At 68.3% G+C, this 19,530-nt stretch carries 19 protein-coding genes and 1 tRNA gene; 10 read left to right on the forward strand and 10 right to left on the reverse strand.

Annotated elements, in window-relative coordinates; genetic code table 11:
- Positions 1 to 42: 42 nt before the first annotated feature.
- Genes AB2L57_RS13880 through AB2L57_RS13900 form a run of 5 tightly spaced genes read right to left on the reverse strand, consistent with a single transcriptional unit; the run spans position 43 to position 3,741 of the window.
- Complete coding sequence (locus tag AB2L57_RS13880; RefSeq protein WP_292815133.1) at positions 43 to 609, reverse strand: isochorismatase family protein; 567 nt, start codon at positions 607 to 609, stop codon at positions 43 to 45.
- Complete coding sequence (locus AB2L57_RS13885; protein ID WP_409047367.1) at positions 606 to 2,885, reverse strand: MMPL family transporter; 2,280 nt, start codon at positions 2,883 to 2,885, stop codon at positions 606 to 608. The genes AB2L57_RS13880 and AB2L57_RS13885 overlap by 4 nt, the downstream gene beginning before the upstream one ends.
- A 57-nt stretch (positions 2,886 to 2,942) precedes the next feature.
- Positions 2,943 to 3,338: a hypothetical protein gene (locus AB2L57_RS13890; RefSeq protein ID WP_292815131.1), complete on the reverse strand. Its 396-nt coding sequence runs from the start codon at positions 3,336 to 3,338 to the stop codon at positions 2,943 to 2,945.
- Between the two features lie 3 nt (positions 3,339 to 3,341).
- Complete coding sequence (locus tag AB2L57_RS13895) at positions 3,342 to 3,527, reverse strand: hypothetical protein (RefSeq protein WP_409047368.1); 186 nt, start codon at positions 3,525 to 3,527, stop codon at positions 3,342 to 3,344.
- Between the two features lies 1 nt (position 3,528).
- Positions 3,529 to 3,741: a hypothetical protein gene (locus tag AB2L57_RS13900; protein ID WP_409047369.1), complete on the reverse strand. Its 213-nt coding sequence runs from the start codon at positions 3,739 to 3,741 to the stop codon at positions 3,529 to 3,531.
- On the opposite strand from AB2L57_RS13900, the gene AB2L57_RS13905 reads away from it, so the two are divergent.
- Complete coding sequence (locus tag AB2L57_RS13905) at positions 3,733 to 4,461, forward strand: sensor histidine kinase (RefSeq protein ID WP_409047370.1); 729 nt, start codon at positions 3,733 to 3,735, stop codon at positions 4,459 to 4,461. The genes AB2L57_RS13900 and AB2L57_RS13905 overlap by 9 nt on opposite strands.
- 88 nt (positions 4,462 to 4,549) lie before the next feature.
- On the forward strand, positions 4,550 to 5,935 hold the full coding sequence (locus AB2L57_RS13910) for a DUF222 domain-containing protein (protein WP_409047371.1): 1,386 nt from the start codon (positions 4,550 to 4,552) through the stop codon (positions 5,933 to 5,935).
- A gap of 21 nt (positions 5,936 to 5,956) precedes the next feature.
- On the opposite strand, the gene AB2L57_RS13915 is transcribed toward AB2L57_RS13910, so the two are convergent.
- On the reverse strand, positions 5,957 to 6,526 hold the full coding sequence (locus AB2L57_RS13915) for a helix-turn-helix domain-containing protein (RefSeq protein WP_292814199.1): 570 nt from the start codon (positions 6,524 to 6,526) through the stop codon (positions 5,957 to 5,959).
- Between the two features lie 49 nt (positions 6,527 to 6,575).
- Between AB2L57_RS13915 and AB2L57_RS13920 the strand changes: the two genes are divergently transcribed.
- The 3 genes from AB2L57_RS13920 (at position 6,576) to AB2L57_RS13930 (ending at position 10,077) form a co-directional block, all read left to right on the forward strand.
- Positions 6,576 to 7,661 carry an SDR family NAD(P)-dependent oxidoreductase gene (locus AB2L57_RS13920; RefSeq protein ID WP_292814197.1) on the forward strand — a complete coding sequence of 362 codons (1,086 nt, stop codon included), beginning with the start codon at positions 6,576 to 6,578 and terminating at the stop codon, positions 7,659 to 7,661.
- A gap of 63 nt (positions 7,662 to 7,724) precedes the next feature.
- Positions 7,725 to 8,669: an alpha/beta hydrolase gene (locus AB2L57_RS13925; RefSeq protein WP_409047372.1), complete on the forward strand. Its 945-nt coding sequence runs from the start codon at positions 7,725 to 7,727 to the stop codon at positions 8,667 to 8,669.
- Position 8,670: 1 nt separating this feature from the next.
- A complete protein-coding gene (locus AB2L57_RS13930) occupies positions 8,671 to 10,077 on the forward strand; it encodes an NAD(P)/FAD-dependent oxidoreductase (protein WP_409047373.1) in 1,407 nt (468 codons plus the stop codon).
- 51 nt (positions 10,078 to 10,128) lie between these two features.
- Here AB2L57_RS13930 and AB2L57_RS13935 read toward each other — a convergent pair whose 3' ends face one another.
- The 3 genes from AB2L57_RS13935 to AB2L57_RS13945 all read right to left on the reverse strand — a co-directional run bounded on the left by AB2L57_RS13935 (position 10,129) and on the right by AB2L57_RS13945 (position 13,757).
- Positions 10,129 to 11,157, reverse strand: a complete 1,029-nt coding sequence (locus tag AB2L57_RS13935) for an LLM class flavin-dependent oxidoreductase (protein WP_409047374.1) — start codon at positions 11,155 to 11,157, stop codon at positions 10,129 to 10,131.
- A gap of 570 nt (positions 11,158 to 11,727) precedes the next feature.
- Positions 11,728 to 12,921 (reverse strand): MFS transporter, encoded by a 1,194-nt coding sequence (locus AB2L57_RS13940; protein ID WP_292814185.1) that lies wholly within the window; start codon positions 12,919 to 12,921, stop codon positions 11,728 to 11,730.
- The gene (locus AB2L57_RS13945; RefSeq protein ID WP_292814182.1) at positions 12,918 to 13,757 is read right to left on the reverse strand and encodes a MurR/RpiR family transcriptional regulator; all 840 of its coding nucleotides are present in this window, start codon (positions 13,755 to 13,757) and stop codon (positions 12,918 to 12,920) included. The genes AB2L57_RS13940 and AB2L57_RS13945 overlap by 4 nt, the downstream gene beginning before the upstream one ends.
- A gap of 128 nt (positions 13,758 to 13,885) precedes the next feature.
- Here AB2L57_RS13945 and AB2L57_RS13950 point away from each other — a divergent pair, with 128 nt between their 5' ends.
- The 4 genes from AB2L57_RS13950 to AB2L57_RS13965 are packed head-to-tail and all read left to right on the forward strand — an operon-like array spanning position 13,886 to position 17,722.
- Positions 13,886 to 14,515 carry a tripartite tricarboxylate transporter TctB family protein gene (locus AB2L57_RS13950; RefSeq protein WP_292814179.1) on the forward strand — a complete coding sequence of 210 codons (630 nt, stop codon included), beginning with the start codon at positions 13,886 to 13,888 and terminating at the stop codon, positions 14,513 to 14,515.
- A 2-nt stretch (positions 14,516 to 14,517) separates the two neighbouring features.
- Positions 14,518 to 16,068: a tripartite tricarboxylate transporter permease gene (locus tag AB2L57_RS13955; RefSeq protein ID WP_292814176.1), complete on the forward strand. Its 1,551-nt coding sequence runs from the start codon at positions 14,518 to 14,520 to the stop codon at positions 16,066 to 16,068.
- Positions 16,065 to 17,081, forward strand: coding sequence for a Bug family tripartite tricarboxylate transporter substrate binding protein (locus AB2L57_RS13960; RefSeq protein ID WP_409047375.1), 1,017 nt, complete (start codon positions 16,065 to 16,067; stop codon positions 17,079 to 17,081). Before AB2L57_RS13955 ends, AB2L57_RS13960 begins: the two co-directional genes overlap by 4 nt.
- An 11-nt stretch (positions 17,082 to 17,092) precedes the next feature.
- Complete coding sequence (locus AB2L57_RS13965) at positions 17,093 to 17,722, forward strand: RraA family protein (RefSeq protein WP_292813013.1); 630 nt, start codon at positions 17,093 to 17,095, stop codon at positions 17,720 to 17,722.
- Between the two features lie 288 nt (positions 17,723 to 18,010).
- On the opposite strand, the gene AB2L57_RS13970 is transcribed toward AB2L57_RS13965, so the two are convergent.
- Positions 18,011 to 18,083 (reverse strand) — tRNA-Thr (locus AB2L57_RS13970).
- A 142-nt stretch (positions 18,084 to 18,225) separates the two neighbouring features.
- Here AB2L57_RS13970 and AB2L57_RS13975 point away from each other — a divergent pair.
- Complete coding sequence (locus AB2L57_RS13975) at positions 18,226 to 19,437, forward strand: integrase (protein WP_409046856.1); 1,212 nt, start codon at positions 18,226 to 18,228, stop codon at positions 19,435 to 19,437.
- The last annotated feature ends 93 nt before the right edge of the window (positions 19,438 to 19,530 follow it).

The raw sequence follows: 19,530 nt of genomic DNA on the forward strand, positions 1-19,530 counted from the left end.
GATGCCGGGGCCCGCGCCCCGGCAGGCATCCTCCCGCGGGGGTCAGACGATCTCCGCGCCCGCGTGTCCGAGTTCGGCGAGCGCCCGCGCGCTCGATTCGGGCGCGACGCCGGCGACGAGCGCGGTGAGTACGCGCACGCGCCGGCCGTGCGCGATCGCGTCCAGCGCCGAGGCCCGCACGCAGTGGTCGGTCGCGATGCCGACGACGTCGACCTCGAGCACGTGATGCTCCTCGAGCAGCTCCGCGACGCGGCGGCCGTCATCGGTCGTGCCCTCGTAGAGGGAGTAGGCGGGGACACCCTGCCCCTTCTTGACGTGGTGGGTCACCGCCGCGGTCTCCAGGCCCGGGTCGTACTCGGCGCCCTCCGTACCCGAGACGCAGTGGACCGGCCACGTGTCGATGAAGTCCGGCTCGGGGTGGAAGTGTCCGCCGTTGTCGCCCTCTGCCGCGTGCCAGTCTCGGGAGGCGATGATCAGCTCGTACTCCCCCGCGTGCGCACGCAGGTGCCCGGTGATGGCGGCCGCCACCGCGTCGCCGCCGGCGACGGCGAGCGCTCCGCCCTCGGTGAAGTCGTTCTGCACGTCGACGATGAACAGCGCCTTGCTCATGTCTCGAGCGTACGCCGGGTGGCGGCATCCGTCTGCCCCGCCGCCGCGGTGTGCGGAGCGTCCGGACCCGCGCGCCAGAGCTTGCTCGGCCACCAGATCGCACGCCCGATGTCGTGCGAGAGTGCGGGCACGAGCAGCGAGCGCACGACGAAGGTGTCGAGCAGCACGCCGAACGCGACGATGAACGCGATCTGCGCGAGGAAGAGGATCGGGATGACCCCGAGCGCTGCGAACGTCGCCGCGAGCACGAGACCCGCGGAGGTGATGACACCACCCGTGGCGACGAGGCCGCGCAGGATGCCCTGGCGCGTGCCGTGGCGAAGCGACTCCTCACGCACCCTCGTCATCAGGAAGATGTTGTAGTCGATGCCGAGCGCCACCAGGAAGACGAACCCGTAGAGCGGCACCGCGGGATCGGCCCCCGGGAATCCGAACAGGTGGTTGAACACGAGCGCGCTGATGCCGAGCGCAGCCCCGAACGACACGATCACGGTGGCGATCAGCAGCACGGGGGCGAGCACCGACCGCAGCAGCAGCATCAGGATGGCGAGGATCACGATCAGGACGATCGGGATGATCAGCGTGCGGTCGCGGATCGAGGTCGCGTTGGTGTCGAGCGCCACCGCGGTGACACCTCCGACGAGCGCCGTGCCCGAGCCGAGCTCGGCGTCCAGGTCCGCCCGCAGCTGGGCCACGGTCTCCTCGGCGGCGGCGGAGTCCGCGGGGTCGGCCAGGGTGACCTGCAGCAGGACGTCGCCCTCCGACACCGTGGGCTCCGGGGCGGGGGTCCCCGGCGGGCCCGCCGCCTCGAAGACGACGTCGCCGTCAACGACGCTCACCGAGGCCTGTCCGGTCGGAGAATCCTCCGCGGCCACCGCGACGCCGTCGACGCCGTCGGCGTCCGCGAGCACCGTCGTGGCGGCGGCGATCTCGCCCTCCGGGACGATCACGTAGGCGGGGCTGCCCGACCCGCCCGGGAAGTGCTCTGCGAGCACGGCCTGGCCGTCGCGGGCCTGCGAGGCACCGAGCACGAGATCGCTCGACGAGACGCCGTCGGCCTTGAGCTGCAGCATCCCGACGCTCGCGCCCAGGAGCACGACGGTGCAGATGATCCAGATCGGGCGGGCGCGGCGCGCGACCAGGCGCGCCGTGGCGGGCCACACTCCGCGGCCGTCGCGCACGGGGTCGGATGCCGCGGCCTGACGCTTGGGCACGAACGGCCAGAACGCGACGCGGCCGAACACCGCCAGCAGCGCGGGCAGGAAGGTCAGCGCCGCGAGCATGGCGAAGACGATGCCGATGGAGGCGATGGGCCCCAGGGCGCGGTTGGTGGCGAGGTCGGACAGCAGCAGGCAGAGAAGGCCCGCGATCACCGTGCCGCCCGAGGCGAGGATCGGCTCGAACGACCCGCGCCACGCGGACAGCGTGGCCCGCCACCGCGCCTCTCCGTGCGAGAGCGCCTCTCGGAAACGGGCGACGTAGAGCAGGGCGTAGTCGGTCGCCGCGCCGATCACGAGGATGAAGAGGATGCCCTGTACCTGCCCGTTGAGCACCACGATGCCGGCGTAGGCCAGCCACCACACGGTGAGCAGGGCGACGCACAGCGCGAACAGCGACGACGCCAGTACGAGGATCGGCAGCAGCGGCGAGCGGTAGACGATGATCAGGATGACGAACACGGCGCCGAGGGCGACGAGCAGAAGAAGCCCGTCGATGCCGAGGAAGCCCTCGGAGAGGTCGGCCGTGAAGCCTGCTGGACCCGTGACCCAGCCCTCCAGGCCGTCGGGCAGCTCGGCGACGATGCTGCGCAGCTCGGCGACGACGTCACGGATCTCGCCGTCGGCGTCGATCGGCACGAACAGCTGAACCGCCTCGCCGTCCTCGGAGGGGATCGGCGGTGACACGTCACCCGACACCCCTTCGATCTCGGCGAAGGCGATGGGCAGGTCCGTCGTGATCGTCAGCTGATCGGGCGTGAGCTCGCCGTCGCCCGTGACGACGACGACGGCGGGGATGGATTCGGATCCCACGAAGTCGGGAAGCCTCTCCTGCACCTGCGTCGCGTCGGCACTCTCGGGCAGGAACGAGGACTGGTCGTTGGTGGAGACCTCCTCGACCTTGCCGAAGTACATCCCGCCGACAGAGCCGCCGATCAGCCAGACGAGGATCAGCACGACGGGGATGCCGATCCGCAGCCAACGGCTCGGTCGGCCCGCGCGAGGGTCGGAATCGTCGGGTGCGGCGTCGCGCAGCGAGCGGCGGGTGTCGGGATTCACGATCGCTAGCTTAGCTAGCAATCTATGCTCTTGGCGATCCCGGATGTACGCGCAGGATCATCCTTCGGCGATCAGGGCGATCCATCCCGCCGCGTACGCGGCCAGGGCGACGGCCAGCATCAGCAGCGCGAGGCGCACGAGCGCGCGCACGGCGTGAGAGCCGGCATCCAGGCGCATGCGGTTGTGCCAGCCGTGCCGGTAGTAGATGTCGGCCATGTCGCGCGAGTCGAGCCGGCGAACGTCGTGGTCGGTGAGCGCCGCCTCGTTCACGCCGCCCTCGTCGTCGAACCATCGCACGACCGAACCGTCATCGGTGTGCTCGATGACGCCCCGAGCGGGCAGCCAGGTGCCGTCCGCGATGCGCGCGACGAGGGCCACGAAGAGCAGCGCGAGCCCCGCCCCCACGCCGATCCAGGTGAAGACCTCAGCGATCAGTCCCACCGTGTCGGCCACGCTTCACAGATTAGCGGCGGCCGGCATGGGTCCGACGTCGGCACGACGGGCGCGGTCATCCTGGGCGGAGTGTCCACCGCGGTCATCAACATCATCGACGACAGGATGCAGCACCAGGTCGCGGCGGTCGGGTTCGAGCCGGCGAGCTGCACCCGCGAGGACTCGATGTGCGCGGTCGTGCTCCAGCATCCTACGCGTCGAGCCCCCTCGTGACCCCGGACGGCATCGCGATCGGCACCCTGTGCGTGTTCGACGAGAGCCCCGGCGGGCTGCGCGCCGAGCACAGCGCCGCGCTCGATGTCTGGCCCATCAGGTCGTCGACGTACTGGAGCTGCGTCGCCTCACGCACGAGCTGGCCCGATCCAACGAGCAGCTCGCGTCGTTCGCCGCGCAGGTGAGCCACGATCTGCACAACCCCCTGATGGCGCTCTCGGGGTTTCTCGAGCTCGCCTCCGACAGCCCGGAGATGGCGCACGCACCCCACGCCGCCGCGGCCCTCGGCCGAGCCGAGTCGGCGGCGGAGAGGATGACGGCGCTGGTATCGGACCTGCTCGAATTCGCCCGTATCGGCGGAGCGCAGCCACGGCGGGGCGCCGTCGACATGCAACGGATCTGCGGCGAGTCGCTCGAGGATCTGAGCGCGCTGGTGCGATCGACGCATGCCGTCGTGAGCATCGACGCGCCGATCCGGCCGATCGGCGACCCCACTCTGCTGCGGGCACTCATCCAGAACCTCGTCGCCAACGCGCTGAAGTTCACCGCGGCAGCCGGCACGACGCCGCGGATCGACGTGCGCGGCGATGACCTCGTGGGCGGATGGCGCCTCACCGTCGACGACAACGGCCCCGGAGTGCCCGTCGAGCGCCGCGATCGCATGTTCGAGCTGATGGAGCGGGGCGCGAGCTCGGCCGTGGAGGGGCTGGGCATCGGCCTGGCCACGTGCCGGCGCATCGTGCAGGCGCACGGCGGGCGCATCGGCATCGACGACTCCCCCGCCGGCGGGACGCGCGTGTGGGTGACGCTTCCCGGCGGCGCGGCGCAATACGGGCCCGCGCCCAGAGCCGATGTGCGCGCCCAGAGCCGGTCGAAGGGCGGCACATATACCGGCTCGCGCTCTCGATGAAAGAACTCTCACCAAGTATTTCGCCGTGGGGCGTCGGAAATACATATCTTCGAATCTCGATGTCGGTGGTCCCGCGTAGAGTTCGAATATGAACACATGGTCCGGCGGCGACGCACACGACGACAACGTCGATCGTGTGGATGCTGTCGCGGCGGGGTTGGCGGCGGAGTATGCGGCCGCGGTGGCCGCTATTGCTGCCGCGGAAGCTCAGGCGATGAGCGTGCTGGCGCGGGCGCAGGCGGTGGGGTTGGAGCGAGTGGCGGAGATCCCCCGCAGCGCCGGCCGCGAAGCGGAACTCCCGTTGCGTGCCCTTGCGGCGGAGCTCGGGGCGTGTGCGCGGCAACCGGACCGGTCCGTGCAGCGGCGAATGAACGACGCCCACACCCTCGTGACGCGTTTCGCGGCGTCGTTTGAGGCGCTGGCGGCAGGGGCGGTGTCGGTCGGGCACGTGCGGGCGATCGTCGAACACGGGGTGAAACTCACCGACCCGGACATTCGCGCCGCGTTCGAGATCGAAGCATTGGAGCGGGCCGCGTCCACCACACCCGGGCGGCTCGGGCCGCAGCTCGCACGGCTCGTGGAGCAGGTGCAGCCGACCACTTTTGCGGAGCGGCACAAGGTCGCGCGCAAGAGCGGCGGGGTGTGGGTGCGGGACGTCGAAGACGGGATGACCGAACTTCTGCTGCGGGGCCCGGCGGTGCCGGTGCACGGGATCCACGACATGATCACCCACATCGCCCGCGACGTCCTCAACACCGCACACGCCGCCGAAGCCGCGGACGCGGCGGCTGCGGGCGCAGCTGGGACTGGCGAGCCTGCGGCTGGCGCGGGCGTCGCGGGCGGCAGCATCGTGGATTCTCGGACCCTGGATCAGGTGCGCGCGGACGTGCTCATGGAGATGGTCCTCACGCACCGGATCGACACCGAGACCGGCGAAGGACTCGGCGACGGACACGGCGGACTCGCCTCCATCCGCGCGACCGTCAACGTCACCGTCCCCGCCCTCGCACTCGCCGGCGTGACCGACGACCCCGCAGAACTCGTCGGACGCACCCCCATCGACCTCGACACCGCGAGAATCCTCGCGAAATCCGTCCCCGGATGGGAACGGGTCCTCGCCGACCCCATCACCGGCGGGGTCCTCGCCGTCGACAGATACACACGTTCGGCGGACTTGACCAGGCACTTGAGGGTGAGGGATCCGCACTGCAGATTCCCGGGGTGTCGCATGCCCACCCACCGGTGCGACGTCGACCACGGTGAGGATTTTGCCCTCGGCGGGGCCACCGATCACAGGAATCTCTGCGCCCTCTGCCGACGACATCACACCCTCAAGGGTGAGACGCCCTGGCGGGTGAAACACCACCCCGGCGGAGTCATCGAATGGACCTCACCCGGCGGACTCCACTACGTCGACACCCCACCACCCGTCACCATCGGATTCGTCCCCGACACCGACGACGCACCCTTCTGAGGACGCATGCGTGGGCGCGCATCAGCGCGGCACGAATGCGGCACGAAAGAGCGCACGCGCTCTTGCGGCGACGTCGGTGCGCTGGGTCGGAGAGCACCGCGCAAGCTCGGTCGCCAGCATCCCCGTCGCGAGCATGACGTCCTCAGGTTCGATATGCGAAGCCACATAACCCGCGGACTTCTCACGCTCCAGCAGACGCTCGACCACCCCCCGGTAGCGTTCACCGAGGTGCATCACCCGAGTATCGTCACGGTGCGTCGTCGTCAACTCGATAAATGCCGTCGACACCATCGCCTGCGCCACGACCCGATCCAGAAGATCGTCGAGGGTACGATCTGCAGGCTCCGCGAACCGCTCGAGGTCGTCGAGATTCTCCTCGAAAACGGCCGCCGCCAGCGCGGTGCGATCAGGAAAGTGACGGTAGAGGCTCCCTTGTCCGACCCCGGCTCGACGTGCGACCGCATTGAGCGGGGCCGCGAGCCCGTGTTCGGCGAAGACCTCGCGCGCCGCCGCGATCAGCGCACGCCTGTTCGCGGGCCCCGCTGCCCGTCCCCGATTGGCCTTGGGGAGATCTTCTGCGGCGGACGACACCGGTGTAGCCTATAACCGGACATGGCTGTCCGGTAGAAAGGAACTCCTCATGGGCACCGCAACTTCCGCACTCTCGGGCGACTCATCCATCGCCACCTGGCTCGACGATCCCGTAGGCGGTGCGATCCTGCGCGACCTGCTCGCACAATCGGGCCAGTCGCCGGACGTCTTCCGCCCCGTGAAACGACTGGCGATCAAGCGGCTGGTCAAGATGAGCCGGGGATCGTTCACGCAGGAGATGCTGGACGACCTCGTCCGTCGTGCTGCCGCCGGTGACGTGCCCGCTTCGGCCGCCGGCTCAACGCCGCTTGCCGAGGAATCGCAACGTTCCCCGCACGATGGCGGCGCAGCATCCATGGCCGTTCCGCTGCGGGAATGGACGGAACGCATCGATACCGGCCGGTTCACCGGACAGACCCACATCATCACCGGGGCCGGGTCGGGCATCGGTCGCGCCACGGCCTCGCGCGTCGCTCGCGAAGGCGGGCGCGTCATCGCCGTGGATGTCTCGCAGGAGCGGCTCGACGAGTTCGTCGCCGACCACCCCGGCTCCGACATCGTCGCGCTCGTCGCCGACATCACCGACGATGCCGGCGTCGAGGGCATCATTTCTGCCGCGGGCTCCACGATCGACGGACTCGCGAACATCGCCGGCATCATGGATGACATGACCCCGGTCGGCGAGGTCACCGACGCGGTATGGGAGCGGGTGTTCCGCGTCAACGTCACCGGAACGATGAAGCTCATGCGCGCCGTGATCCCCACGATGCTCGCGCAGGGCGGCGGCTCGATCGTGAACACCGCCTCCGAAGCCGCGCTCCGTGGCTCGGCCGCCGGCGTCGCCTACACGGCCTCGAAGCACGCGGTCGTCGGACTGACGAAGTCGAGCGCATTCATGTACGGCCCCTCCGGCATTCGGGTCAATGCAGTGGCCCCCGGCCCGACCATCACCAACATCGAGGCCAGCTTCGCGTCGGCGCTGGGCGCCGAGCGTGTGCGCGCGGGCATGGCGGTCATGCCGGATGCTGTCGAGTCCGACGCGCTCGCCGCCTCGATCACGTTTCTCCTGAGCGAAGACGGCGTCAACGTCAACGGCGTGATCCTCGCCAGCGACGGTGGGTGGTCCGCAGCCTAGCCCGGCCACACAGGTCTCGGATGCGTGCAGGATGAAGTCGTGGACCCACAACCGCCGCGGAGGATGTCCGCAGACGATCTTCACCCCGATCTGCGTCGCGTCTACCGGTTCATCCCGAACATCCCGATCACCCACGCCTGGCAGCGCGCAATGATCCGCGGGCTGATGTCGCTCGCCCCCACCCCGCGCTCCACCGCTCGGGTCACGTACGAGCGGGTCGATCTCGGTCCGGGCGCGCGGATCCACCTCTTCTGCCCGGCGGGCGAGAGCACGGGAGCGGCGCTGATGTGGATCCACGGCGGTGGCATGGTGATCGGCGCCGCGGCGCAGGATCACCGCCGGAACGTCGCCCTCGTCGAGGAACTCGGGATCACGGTGGCCTCGATCGACTACCGGCTCGCGCCGGAGCACCCGTTCCCGCAGCCGCTGGAGGACTGCCATCGGGCGTGGGAGTGGCTGCAGGCAGAAGCGCCCCGGCACGGAATCGACGCGGAGCGCATCGCGATCGGCGGCCAGAGCGCGGGTGGCGGGATCGCCGCGGGGCTGGTGCAGCGCCTCGTCGACGAGGATGGTGTGCAACCCGCCGCGCAGTGGTTGTTCTGCCCCATGCTCGATGACCGGACGGCCGCGGACCGAGACCTCGACGCCGTGCGGCACTCCGTGTGGGACAACCGCGCCAACAGAGTGGGGTGGCGCGCCTACCTGGGTGTCGAACCCGGCGGCGAGAGCATGCCGCCGTACGCGGTGCCCGCCCGCCGCACCGACCTCGCGGGCCTGCCGCCGACCTGGATCGGCACGGGGACGGCCGAGCTGTTCAACGCGGAGGACATCGCCTATGCCCGTGCGCTGGACGCGGCGGGCGTGGACTGCACTCTCGATGACGTCGCCGGCGCGCCCCACGGATTCGAATCGGCGGGCCCGGCGCTGCCGCTCGCCCGCGCATACCTCGAGCGGGCGCAGGCGTGGCTGCACTCGAGGCTCGCCCCGCCGAGCGAAGAGGAACGATGACATGCACAGCACCGTCTTCGAGCGCCATCGGCCCACGGCATCCGTCGTCTCGAACGCGCTGAGCGACACACGGCACGCCGTGTTCTGGCGCGATGACATCGCACAGCCTGAGCACCCGAGGCTCGCCCGTGACATGCCGGCAGACCTCGTCGTCGTCGGCGCCGGCTACACGGGTCTGTGGACGGCGGTCCGCGCGAAGGAGCGCGACCCCGATCTGCGCGTCGTGGTGCTCGACGCGCGCACGGTCGGGTGGGCGGCGTCGGGGCGCAACGGCGGCTTCTGCGAGACCAGTCTCACGCACGGCGCCGAGAACGGCATCCGTCGCTGGCCCGAGGAGTTCCCACGGCTCGAACGCCTAGGCCGGCAGAATCTCGACGAGATCGAGGCGACGATCGCGCGGTACGGGATGGATGCCGAGTTCGAGCGCACGGGCACACTGTCGGTCGCCGTCGAACCGCACCAGATCGACTGGGTGGCGCAGGACCCGGGGTTCCTGGATGCCGCGCAGACCCGCGCGCTCGTGGACTCCCCCACCTACCTCGCGGGCGCCTGGGAGCGGCGGGACACCGCACTCGTGCACCCCGCCAAGCTCGCCCGCGAGCTCGCGCGGGTCGCGGGTGAGCTCGGGGTCGAGATCTTCGAGCACTCTCGGGTGACGGGGCTGACAGAAGCCGACGCGGGCACGGGCCTCCTGGCGCGCACTGCCGCCGGCGCTGTTCGTGCGGAGCGCGTCGCGCTCGGCACGAACGTGTTCCCCTCGCTCCTGCGCCGCAACCGTCTCATGACCGTTCCCGTCTACGACTACGTGCTCGTCACCGAACCACTCAGCGCGGCGCAGTGGGCGTCCGTCGGCTGGGAGGGCCGTCAGGGCATCGCCGACCTCGCGAATCAGTTCCACTACTACCGGCGCACGGCGGATGGCCGCATCCTGTTCGGCGGATACGACGCCGTATACCACCCGGGCGGCCGGGTGCGCGCGGCGTACGAGGAGCGGCCGTCATCGTTCGAGACGCTCGCGGCTCACTTCTTCACGACTTTTCCGCAGCTCGAGGGACTGCGCTTCTCGCACCGCTGGGCCGGAGCGATCGACTCCTGCTCACGCTTCTGCGCGTTCTACGGCACGGCCCGTCGCGGCCGCGTCGCGTACGCCACGGGGTTCACCGGGCTCGGCGTCGGCGCGTCGCGCTTCGGCGCCGACGTCATGCTCGATCTGCTGTCGGGTGAGCACACCGAGCGCACCGCGCTGCGCATGGTCCGGGAGAAGCCGATCCCCTTTCCACCCGAACCCGCCGCCACGATCGGGGTCGAGCTGGTGCGCTGGTCGATGGACCGCGCCGATCACAACGAGGGCCGCCGCAACGCGCTGCTGAAGACCCTCGATGCGCTCGGCATGGGATTCGACTCCTGAGGAGCCGGACCGGGCCGATCCGCTGAGGCATCGGCTCGGCCCGGTCGCTCGTCAGGCCAGAGCGGGTTCGCTCGTCAGCTGGCTGGTGACCTGCGGGATCACGTTGTCGGCGATGTACTGGATGCGCGCCGACCCGGACTCGACCGTCTCTCCGGGGAACTGCGCCCAGAAGTGATAGTCGCGCACCTGCGGGTAGCGGCGGGCGAGCGAGACCAGCTCGTCGACCGCCTTCGGTGCATCCCACAGCTGATAGATGCCGAAGTCGAGCAGATCGTCGGGCGCGTCGAAGTGATCGGCCACACCCGAACCCTCGAAGGATCCCCACTCGATGTACTTGTTGACCTGGTAGAGCACGTTCTCGCCGATCCGGCTCCACTCCTTCTCGGGGTCCTCGGCCAGCACGACCCACTGGCTGGCGTAGATGTTGCCGTCCTCGAGCGGCCGTCCGTTGGCGACGAGCGCATCGAGGTACGTGTCGAAGCTGGCGTTCGAGAGCGTGATGACTCCGTCGCCGAGCCGGGCCGCGCGCTCGATACCCGCCGGCGCGACGGCGCCGATCGGCATCCGCGGCGTCTTCTCCGCCATCGGGGTCACCTTGACGGGCGGCATCGAGAGGCGTTTGCCCTGGTAGCCCTCGTCGCTGCCGCTCCATGCCGTGCGGATGATGGCGATCGCGTCTTCGAGCAGGCTGGGGCGCTGATTGCGGACGCGCCCGAACGACGTGAACTGGCGTTCGTTGTAACCGAGGCCGACGCCCAGGTCGAAGCGGCCGTCCGTCAGCAGCGAGAGCGCATTGGCGTCCTCGGCGAGGCGGATGGGGTTGTGCAGCGCGGCGACGACGATGTTCGTCGCGATCTGCATCGTCGTCGTGCGCGCCCCGATGGCGGCCGCCACGATCAGCGGAGACGAGGCGTAGTCGTCGGGAGCGAAATGGTGCTCACTCAGCCACACCGATCCGAAGCCGAGCTGCTCAGCCCATACGATCTGATCCAGCGTCTCCCGATAAAGAGGCCCGATCGGCTGCGCATACTGCTGCGGGTTGCGAAAGTCGTACCAGAGACCGAACGTGGGTGCAGACATCGTCGTCCTTTCCTCAAGCTTGTCGAACGTGCTCGACAGTAGGACGGGCGCGAGTGCAAGCTCGGCGGCTGTGCAGATTTAGAACAGAGGGGGCGGGATGCCGGGGCCGGGCCTGCGCGCGGCAGCGGCGCGGGCCGACGCGGATCATCCGCACATCGTGCGCCGCGATTCTCGCGACCGGCCGACCGGATCAGCGTCACGAAGCCGGTTTGGGGGTGGCTCATGGGCACGCGTTGACGTTCGTAGACGTCCCGACGATGGCCGAGCGCGATCACCGCAAAGACGAGAACGTCATCGGCGAGAATCGGAGCCACCTAAGGGAATCGAACCCTCATTCAAGCTGTTTGCGGCGTCGATTTCGATCAGATTCCGCTGAATCGCGCGGGTTCAGAGTCGGGTTGGATCAGCAGACCGAGAGCCAATCTGTGTGACGTGTGGGCAAGACGTGGGCACGGCCGATCTCCCGATATAGATTTTCTTGCTCGTTGGCAGAGAGTGTCGGGGCGAAACCCGTAGTCGGCGGTGCCATCGCTGGCGTCCCCCATGCCACCGGTGATTGCTGCGGACCGTTCATGGGGCCTCGTCACCGCCGGTCGTGCCGCTGGTATGGGATGTGGCGACGATGAGCACTCCACCAGCCAGCACCGCCGCGTTCGCCCAGAAGATTCCGACAAGCCCGATCGGAGCGGCAATGAGTCCGACCAGGAGGGGGATAGCGACTTGCGCGGCGCGGTTGGCGGTAAGACGCAGACCCAGAGCGGCACCATGTGCCCCTGCGGGTGTAATCGCGATGGTCCAGGCCATGGTCAAAGGCTGAGGGAGGCCCAGTCCGATGCCCATCGCGATCATCACAGGGATCGCGGTCCACTGGTCAGCGAACGGAAGCGCGATGAGCCCGATCGCGCCGATCCCCATCGCGCTGAGGAGAAGTGTTCGGCGGCCGAACCTGTCGACGAGCCGGCCGAGGCCGAGACGACTAAGAACGGAGACGGCGGCGCGCAGGGCCAAAAGCAGCCCGACCGTGAGCGGCGTGATGTCGCGCGAGACGGCCCAGAGCGGAACGAACGTATACAGCAGGTCGACCGTGACAAGGACGGCGCCGCTGGCCGTCAACGCACGCCACAGCTCCGGGGCTCTCATCACGTCGGCGAGCGGTGTCCGCCGAGACCCGTTCCGCCGAACTGATTTTCGCCCTACGTCGCTTGACCGCAACAGGAGCACCAGGGGAAGAGCAAGGGCGGTGAACGCCAGGCACACCGAGATGCCGATGCTGATGCGGTGCGGCGTCGACGAGGCCAGGGTCATCGCGAGGGTCACGGCTGGCGGCCCAATCAACTGGCCGAGCGATGCGGCGGCGGTGAGCGTACCGAACCCGCTGTCAGCGGACCCCGTGCGACTCGCGTGCGCGACGAAGGTCTGCTGCCCCACCGTGACGAACAGGTGCCCGAAGCCGATGATCAGCGTAGTGACGATGAGTTGAGGGATCGACTGCGGCACGAAGACCGCGATAGCAGCTCCGATGCACGCGATCACGAGACCCGTGAACGCGATGACGCTTCCGCCGACCCTGTCGCTGAGCCGACCGGCCGGCAGAGCCGCGGCGATGGTCGGCACGGCGAAGGACGCAGCGACGATGGCGAGCAGAAGCGCGCCACCGCCCAGCTCGAGCGCTCGGTAGCCCATCATGATGCGGACACCCACCCACGATGCCTGCGACAGGGCAGCCTGAAGGCTGAGCGCTACCCTCCAGGGCGGCGCGCTCACGGCCGCAGCGGAATCTCGTCCGTCCCACCCAGCATGCGTGTGAGCCCATCGACGTCTTCGCGTACCGCGCGGTAGCGCTCCGCGTCGAGGTGGTAGATCGCCAGCTGCAGGGCGTAGCAGATGGCCATCGGCACCAAGATGGTGCGGTACTCGCTGTCCGCAGTGCGGATCGCGGCGATCGTCTGGTCGGGGGCCGGCCGGAGATGGGCTCCGGGGACGTCCGTAATGAGCAGCGACCGGCCACCGCGGCGCCGGGCCTCGCCCAGCAGCGGCGGCAGCATCCGCGGAGTCTCGCGGAGGGCGAATCCGACAAGCACGCTGGAGGAGTCGAAGGGGACAAAGCGTTCCGCAAGATCCTTCGCCTGTGGGGACAGACTCACCACCACCATGCCGAGTCGCCGGAACCTGCGGGCCAGGAGTTCTTGCAGAGCGCTAGAGTCCGCGTTCGCGAAGACGTAGACGACACTCGCCCTGGAGAGCGTTCGGGCGGCCTCTTCCAGCTCGCCCTGATGTACGTACTCCGCAAGCCGCGCGAGACCGGCCCGTTCGTCTGCGACGAATGCTGCGAGATCAGCCCCCGACTCTGTGCGCATCGGTGCGCCCGGACGGAACGCATCCGACTCATCCGCGCGAAGGTCGCGCCGAAGATCGGGGTAGCCCCGGTATCCCAACTTCTTCGCCAGGCGTACCACGGTCGATTCGTGCGTCCCCGCTTGTGCGGCGACGTCCGCCGCGGTCGTATCGGATGTCGCGGCGCTGAGAAGGACCGTCATCACTTTTTGCTCGTTGGCACTCAGTGCGGCGGTATGGCGCGTTGCCACAGCTCGAAAACTCATGCGCTCTCCTTTGAGGCGTCAGGCGATTGCGTTGACAAGTGTGTCCTATCCTGCAATCCTGTGCAAGCGCGCAATTGAACTTGCGCACGTGTGCAAGAGCTCGCAGATCCGCAGAGAGGCGGTAGACGATGACGTCTGATGTGGCAGCGGTCCCCGGAGGGAACGCCAGGACATACCTGGAGTGGAGCGTCGTCACGCTGGGGATGCTCGGTGGCGGTGCGATCGCCATCGCCGGTCTCGGGTACGGCCTGACGAACACGACCGGCGTGGGCGCCGGGTTCTTCCCGCTCGTCGCCGGCGGTGCGGTTGCACTCGGTTCCTTGATGTGGGCCCTGCAGATTCTCGGCGAGAGGCGCCGACGCCACGCGGGCGCCGACAGCCCCGGCAGGGGCGAGCCGAGCGACAGCTTCGACCGTGTCGATCCGCCGACCGACACCGCCATCGGAGTGCTCGTGGTCGACGGCATCGATGAGGAGGACGATGACAACGACCTCCCCGACAAGACGGGTGTGCGGCGGGTGGCGATCGTCGTGCTCGCTCTCCTCCTCGCCGCCGTGGTGCTCCCCTGGCTCGGCTACCTCGCGACGATGACGCTGATGCTGTTCGCCGTCATGACGCTTGTGAGTGAGCGGCGATGGTGGATCGCCCTGATCGTAGGGCTTGGGGCGGCCATCGCAAGTCGATTCGTCTTTGAGACCCTTCTCGGCACTGCGCTGCCGCACGCGGGTTTCGAGCTGCTCCGAATGGTCGGGTTTTGATCATGGGCTTCGATGCGCTCTTCCAGGGCCTCCTGACGGTCCTCACGCCTGAGAACCTCCTCTTCGCGCTCATGGGGTGCGTACTCGGAATGCTCGTCGGGGTGCTTCCGGGCTTCGGCCCCGCCGCCGCCGTCTCCCTCCTCATCCCGGTGACCTTCACCCTGTCGCCGACGACAGCGATCATCATGCTCGCAGCGATCCTCTACGGCGCGGCGTTCGGGGGGACGATCACCGCCGTGCTCTTGCGCATCCCGGGCGAGGCATCGTCGGTGGCGACCACGCTAGACGGCTACGAACTGGCCAAGCAGGGCCGAGCCGGACCCGCGCTGGTGATCGCCGCCATTGGATCGTTCCTCGGCGGCCTGGTCGGCGTGCTGGGCTTCGTCGCGGTGGCACCCTTCGCCCGTATTGCGCTCGAGTTCGGCGCACCCGAGCTGTTCCTCGTCGCCTTCCTCGGGCTCTCGCTCATCACGAGCTTCGCGGGCAAGAACCCCGCAAAGGCGCTCGTCAGCGCCGGCCTCGGCCTTGCCATCGCCACCGTGGGAATCGACTCCGGCGTGGGCATCGTGCGGTTCGGTTTCGATCTGCCGGAGCTGTTCGACGGGATCTCGCTCGTCGCCATCGTCATGGGCGCCTTCGGTCTTAGCGAAATCCTCGCCCAGGCGCAGCGGGGGCCCCGCGGCATCCCGAAGCCGTTGTCGGTTGGCCGCCTCTTCCCCACCCGTGAGGATTACCGCCGTTCGTGGGGACCGTTCGCCCGAGGTTCGGTGATCGGATTCTTCATGGGGTTGCTTCCCGGTTCTCCCGGAGCGGCCACCTCGCTGGCGTCCTACGCCGCCGAAAAGAGGTTCTCAAAGCATCACCGAGCCCAGTTCGGGCGGGGAGCGATCGAGGGCGTCGCCGGTCCCGAGACCGCGAACAACGCGCTGGCCGTCTCGTCCATGATTCCCCTGTTCACTCTGGGCATCCCCACTTCCGCGACGGTCGCCATCATGGCTGGGGCGTTCACCATCAACGGGCTAATCCCGGGCCCGCTGCTGTTCCGAGACAACCCCGAAGTCGCCTGGGCGATCATCGCGAGCTTTCTGGTCGGAAACGTCATCCTCCTGATCCTCAACGTGCCGCTGGTGCGCGTCTGGGTCGCCGTGCTTCGGCTGCCCTTCGCCTACCTGATGGCAGCGATCCTCGCCTTCATGTTCCTAGGAACTTTCTCGATCGGCGGCAACACATTCGAGATCTACGTCATGGTCACCGCCGGCGTCATCGGCTACGTGTTCCACCTGCTACGCGTTCCGCTGACACCACTGGTACTCGCGATCATCTTGGGGCCGATGCTGGAGGAGAACTTCCAACGCTCCCTCGCGCTCTCGCGTGGCGACTGGGGCATCTTCACCAGCAGCCCCATCGCGATCGGACTACTCGTCGTCTGTGTCGTTGCGCTTCTCCTGGGCGTCTTCCGCCCCCTCCTCGCCACCCTCGTAGGGCGCCGCAGTCCGCGGCGCCCGCGTCCCACCCGCAACACAATCCCCACTGAGAAGGAGACCACAAAGTGAACAGTTACCGTCGACTGACACTCGCCGCCCTCGCCGCCCTCGCCGCGGCATCCCTCGCCGCCTGCTCGAGCACCGCCGAAGCGTCGCCGAGCGCCGAACCCTCTGCAGAGGCATGGCCCGACGCGGGAACCACGATCGAGTGGATCGTGCCCTCCGCAGCCGGCGCGGGCAACGACATCCTCGCCCGCATCGTCTCACCGGTGATGCAGGAAGAGTTGGACGCGACCATCAAGGTTGTGAACGTCGAAGGCGGGAGCCAGGTCATCGGCCTCACGCAGCTGGCGACGTCCGACCCCGACGGCACAACTCTCGGGCCGACGAACCTGCCGTCCATCCTCGGGCGATACCTCGACCCCGCGAAGAACGCCACCTTCGATCGTGAGAGCTTCACCCCCATCGGGGCGTTCGCGACCAACGCCATCGTCATCGCGGTAGGCGCGGACAGCCCCTACGAGACCGTGGAAGACCTCTTCGAAGCAGCGAAGAGCGATCCGGGCACCGTCACCGCAGGCACCGACTCCCGCGCCGGCGACGACCACATCAACCTCCGAATCCTGGAGAACGAAGCGGACCTCGAGTTCAACATCGTCCACTACAACAGCGGCGCCGACAAAGTAGCCGCCGTCCTCTCCGGCGAGATCGACGTCGCCCTCGGGGGCGTGTCGAGCTTCTTCGGCCCCTACAAGGCCGGAGACATCCGTCTGCTTGCGGTGATCAACGACGAGCCCAGCGAGCTGATTCCGGACGTGCCCACCCTCGTGAGCGCCGGCTACGACGTCGCCCCTATGGACAGCCGTTTCGTAATGTCGGTAGCCGCCGGCACACCCGACAACATCGTGGCCTCGCTCGAGGCTGCGCTGCAGGCGGCGGCGGAAGATCCTGAGGTTGTCGAGAAGCTCGCCGGCGCCGCAACCGTCGCGAGCTGGATGTCAGCTGAGGAGGCGGCCGCGACCTGGGAGGACCGCGAAACGGAGATCAAGCCCATCATCGAAGAACTGCTGGCCACCCCGTGAGCGTGCCATCAGTGACTGAGACACCACGCGAGGGTTCCGGCGTCGACCGCGTGCCGCTCACGCCCGAGGAAAAGACCCAGCTGTCGAAGCTGGCGACATCCAGCATCGTGGACTCGATGGATCGCCTGGGTTCGCCTGACGCCGGCATCTCGACCGTCTGGCCAGGGGCACGCCTCGTGGGTACCGCACTCACTGTGCTGACGGCGGCAGGCGACAACCAGATCGTCCATGCGGCGCTGGACGTCGCCAAACCCGGCGAGATCATCGTGATCAACGGCTTCGGCGATCGCACCCGTGCGCTGATCGGGGACCTCATCGCAGAGCGTGCGCTCAGTCTCGGCATAGCGGGGTTCGTCATCGACGGCTGCGTCCGCGACGCCGAGGCGATCGAAGAAGTCGGGATGCCCGTGTTCGCCCGGGGCGTCACGCCCGCTGGCCCCTACAAGAACGGCCCCGGAGAGATCGGTGGCCCCGTCGCCATCGGCGGGGTAGCCGTCACCACTGGGGACGTCGTGATCGGCGACGCCGACGGGATCGCCTTCATTCCCCGATCCCGCCTCGAGGTCGTCGCCGCTCTGGCGGAGCGGAAGCTCGCGGACGAAGCGGCAAAGCGTGCTCAGATTCGGGACGGGGCACGATAGCGCGGAGAAAAAGCGGAGGGGCGGCCGAACTCGGCCGCCCCTCCTTCCATTGACGGTGCCGAAACAGAAGAGGCGGAAGCGGACTGGTGAAGCTCGCGGTCCGTTCGATCGTCCTACTGACCATGGTTGGGAGTGGCGTCTCCATGCAATGGATAGCGAACGCCACAGCCGATGGGCGGGTGACCTCGGAAAGGAGGGCGCGGGCCTCGACCAACTCAATGTGTGGGCAGAATGTGGGCAAACGGCGCCCAAACTCGATATATTACCGCGCTGATCAAGGTTTTATAGAGCCACCTAAGGGAATCGAACCCTTGACCTATTCATTACGAGTGAATCGCTCTGCCGTCTGAGCTAAGGTGGCGCGTGCCCGCTCGCGCGACGCACAAGCAATGATCTTACAGCGTCGCGCCGCACCGTGCGAACGGGCGACGAGACTCAGCTAAAAGGTCCGGGAAGGGCTGCGCGTGCCTCACGTAGGAATGTCCGCGTAGTTCCCTGGGGTGATGAGCAGGGAGTTGTCGATGGCGGCGCGCCGTGAGATCACGAAGAAGTTCGCCCGCGAGTATGCGAAAGCAGGCAAGGAAGAGAAGGGCCGGCTGCTGGACGAGCTTGTGCACGCGACAGGCTGGACGCGTGATCACGCGCGCCGCGCGATCCGTGCCGCGAACGCACGCAAAGGTGCCGCGCGCGATCAGCAGCGTAAGCCGCGTGAGCGGAAGTACTCCTACGATGCGCTCGTGGTGCTGCAAGAAGTCTGGCGGCTGTCCGGGCAGCCGTCGGGAAAGTACTTCGCGGCGATCATGGACGACACCCTCGAACGCCTCGTCCGCTTCCGTGAGCTCGGCAAGGTCGAGCAGCGGGTCACACCGGAGGTGCTGGACGAGTTGCGATCGATGAGCGCCGCGACGATCGACCGGTACCTGAAACCGCACAAGGACGCCGCCTACCCGGTCGCGGTCTCGGGCACGAAGCCGTCCCACATCCTGCGCTCTTCGATCCCGACGCGCACCAGCATGGACGCCCCGCTGACCGTCCCGGGGTTCCTGGAGCTGGACACCGTCGCGCACTGCGGCCACTCCCTCAAAGGCGAGTTCCTGCGCACCCTGACCGGCACCGACCCGGTCGCGGGGTGGACGATGCTGCGCACGATCCGCAACAACGCCTACGTGCACGTGCACGGCGCCCTGGAATGGATGGTGAAGAACGCGCCCGTCCCGGTCGCCGGGCTCGACTTCGACAACGGATCCGAGTTCATGAACTGGGGCGTGATCGCCTGGGCGGACAAGAAGGAGATCCCCGTCACCCGGGGGCGTCCCTACAAGCACAACGACAACGCGCACGTCGAGCAACGCAACGGCGACTGGGTCCGCAAACACGCGTTCCGCTACCGCTACGAGACCGAGGCGGAGATGACCCTGCTCAACGAGCTCTGGGATTTCGTGATGGCCCGCAAGAACCATCTGCTGCCCTGCGTGAAAGCGATCGACTGGACCCACACCGCAGCCGGCCGGAAGAAGCGCGTCTACGACAAGCCACGTACCCCCTACCAGCGGTTGCTCGACGCCGGTGTGCTCGACGAGAAGACCCGCGCCCGACTGGAGCGCGAGCATGCGAAGCTGAACCCGGCACGGATCACCCGACGGATCAACCAGATCCAGCAACAACTCATCGAACTCGCCGCCGCCCGCACCCAGGGCACCCGCCCCGCCGCCTGAGCTACGCGGACATTTCACGTGAGGCAAGCATCACTCACTCCCGGACATCTTGACGTGAGGCAAGACGACCTCCTGCGGCCCTCGGCCGCAAGG

The sequence above is a fragment of the Microbacterium sp. HA-8 genome (assembly GCF_046111165.1).
Taxonomy (GTDB): domain Bacteria; phylum Actinomycetota; class Actinomycetes; order Actinomycetales; family Microbacteriaceae; genus Microbacterium.

Excerpts from the sequence above, each read along its gene's own strand:
- AB2L57_RS13880 (WP_292815133.1), bottom strand. The coding sequence starts at position 609 with ATGAGCAAGGCGCTGTTCATCGTCGACGTGCAGAACGACTTCACCGAG.
- AB2L57_RS13895 (WP_409047368.1), bottom strand. The coding sequence starts at position 3,527 with ATGCTGGAGCACGACCGCGCACATCGAGTCCTCGCGGGTGCAGCTCGC.
- AB2L57_RS13910 (WP_409047371.1), top strand. The coding sequence starts at position 4,550 with ATGAACACATGGTCCGGCGGCGACGCACACGACGACAACGTCGATCGT.
- AB2L57_RS13920 (WP_292814197.1), top strand. The coding sequence starts at position 6,576 with ATGGGCACCGCAACTTCCGCACTCTCGGGCGACTCATCCATCGCCACC.
- AB2L57_RS13925 (WP_409047372.1), top strand. The coding sequence starts at position 7,725 with ATGTCCGCAGACGATCTTCACCCCGATCTGCGTCGCGTCTACCGGTTC.
- AB2L57_RS13930 (WP_409047373.1), top strand. The coding sequence starts at position 8,671 with ATGCACAGCACCGTCTTCGAGCGCCATCGGCCCACGGCATCCGTCGTC.
- AB2L57_RS13935 (WP_409047374.1), bottom strand. The coding sequence starts at position 11,157 with ATGTCTGCACCCACGTTCGGTCTCTGGTACGACTTTCGCAACCCGCAG.
- AB2L57_RS13945 (WP_292814182.1), bottom strand. The coding sequence starts at position 13,757 with ATGAGTTTTCGAGCTGTGGCAACGCGCCATACCGCCGCACTGAGTGCC.
- AB2L57_RS13950 (WP_292814179.1), top strand. The coding sequence starts at position 13,886 with ATGACGTCTGATGTGGCAGCGGTCCCCGGAGGGAACGCCAGGACATAC.
- AB2L57_RS13955 (WP_292814176.1), top strand. The coding sequence starts at position 14,518 with ATGGGCTTCGATGCGCTCTTCCAGGGCCTCCTGACGGTCCTCACGCCT.
- AB2L57_RS13975 (WP_409046856.1), top strand. The coding sequence starts at position 18,226 with ATGAGCAGGGAGTTGTCGATGGCGGCGCGCCGTGAGATCACGAAGAAG.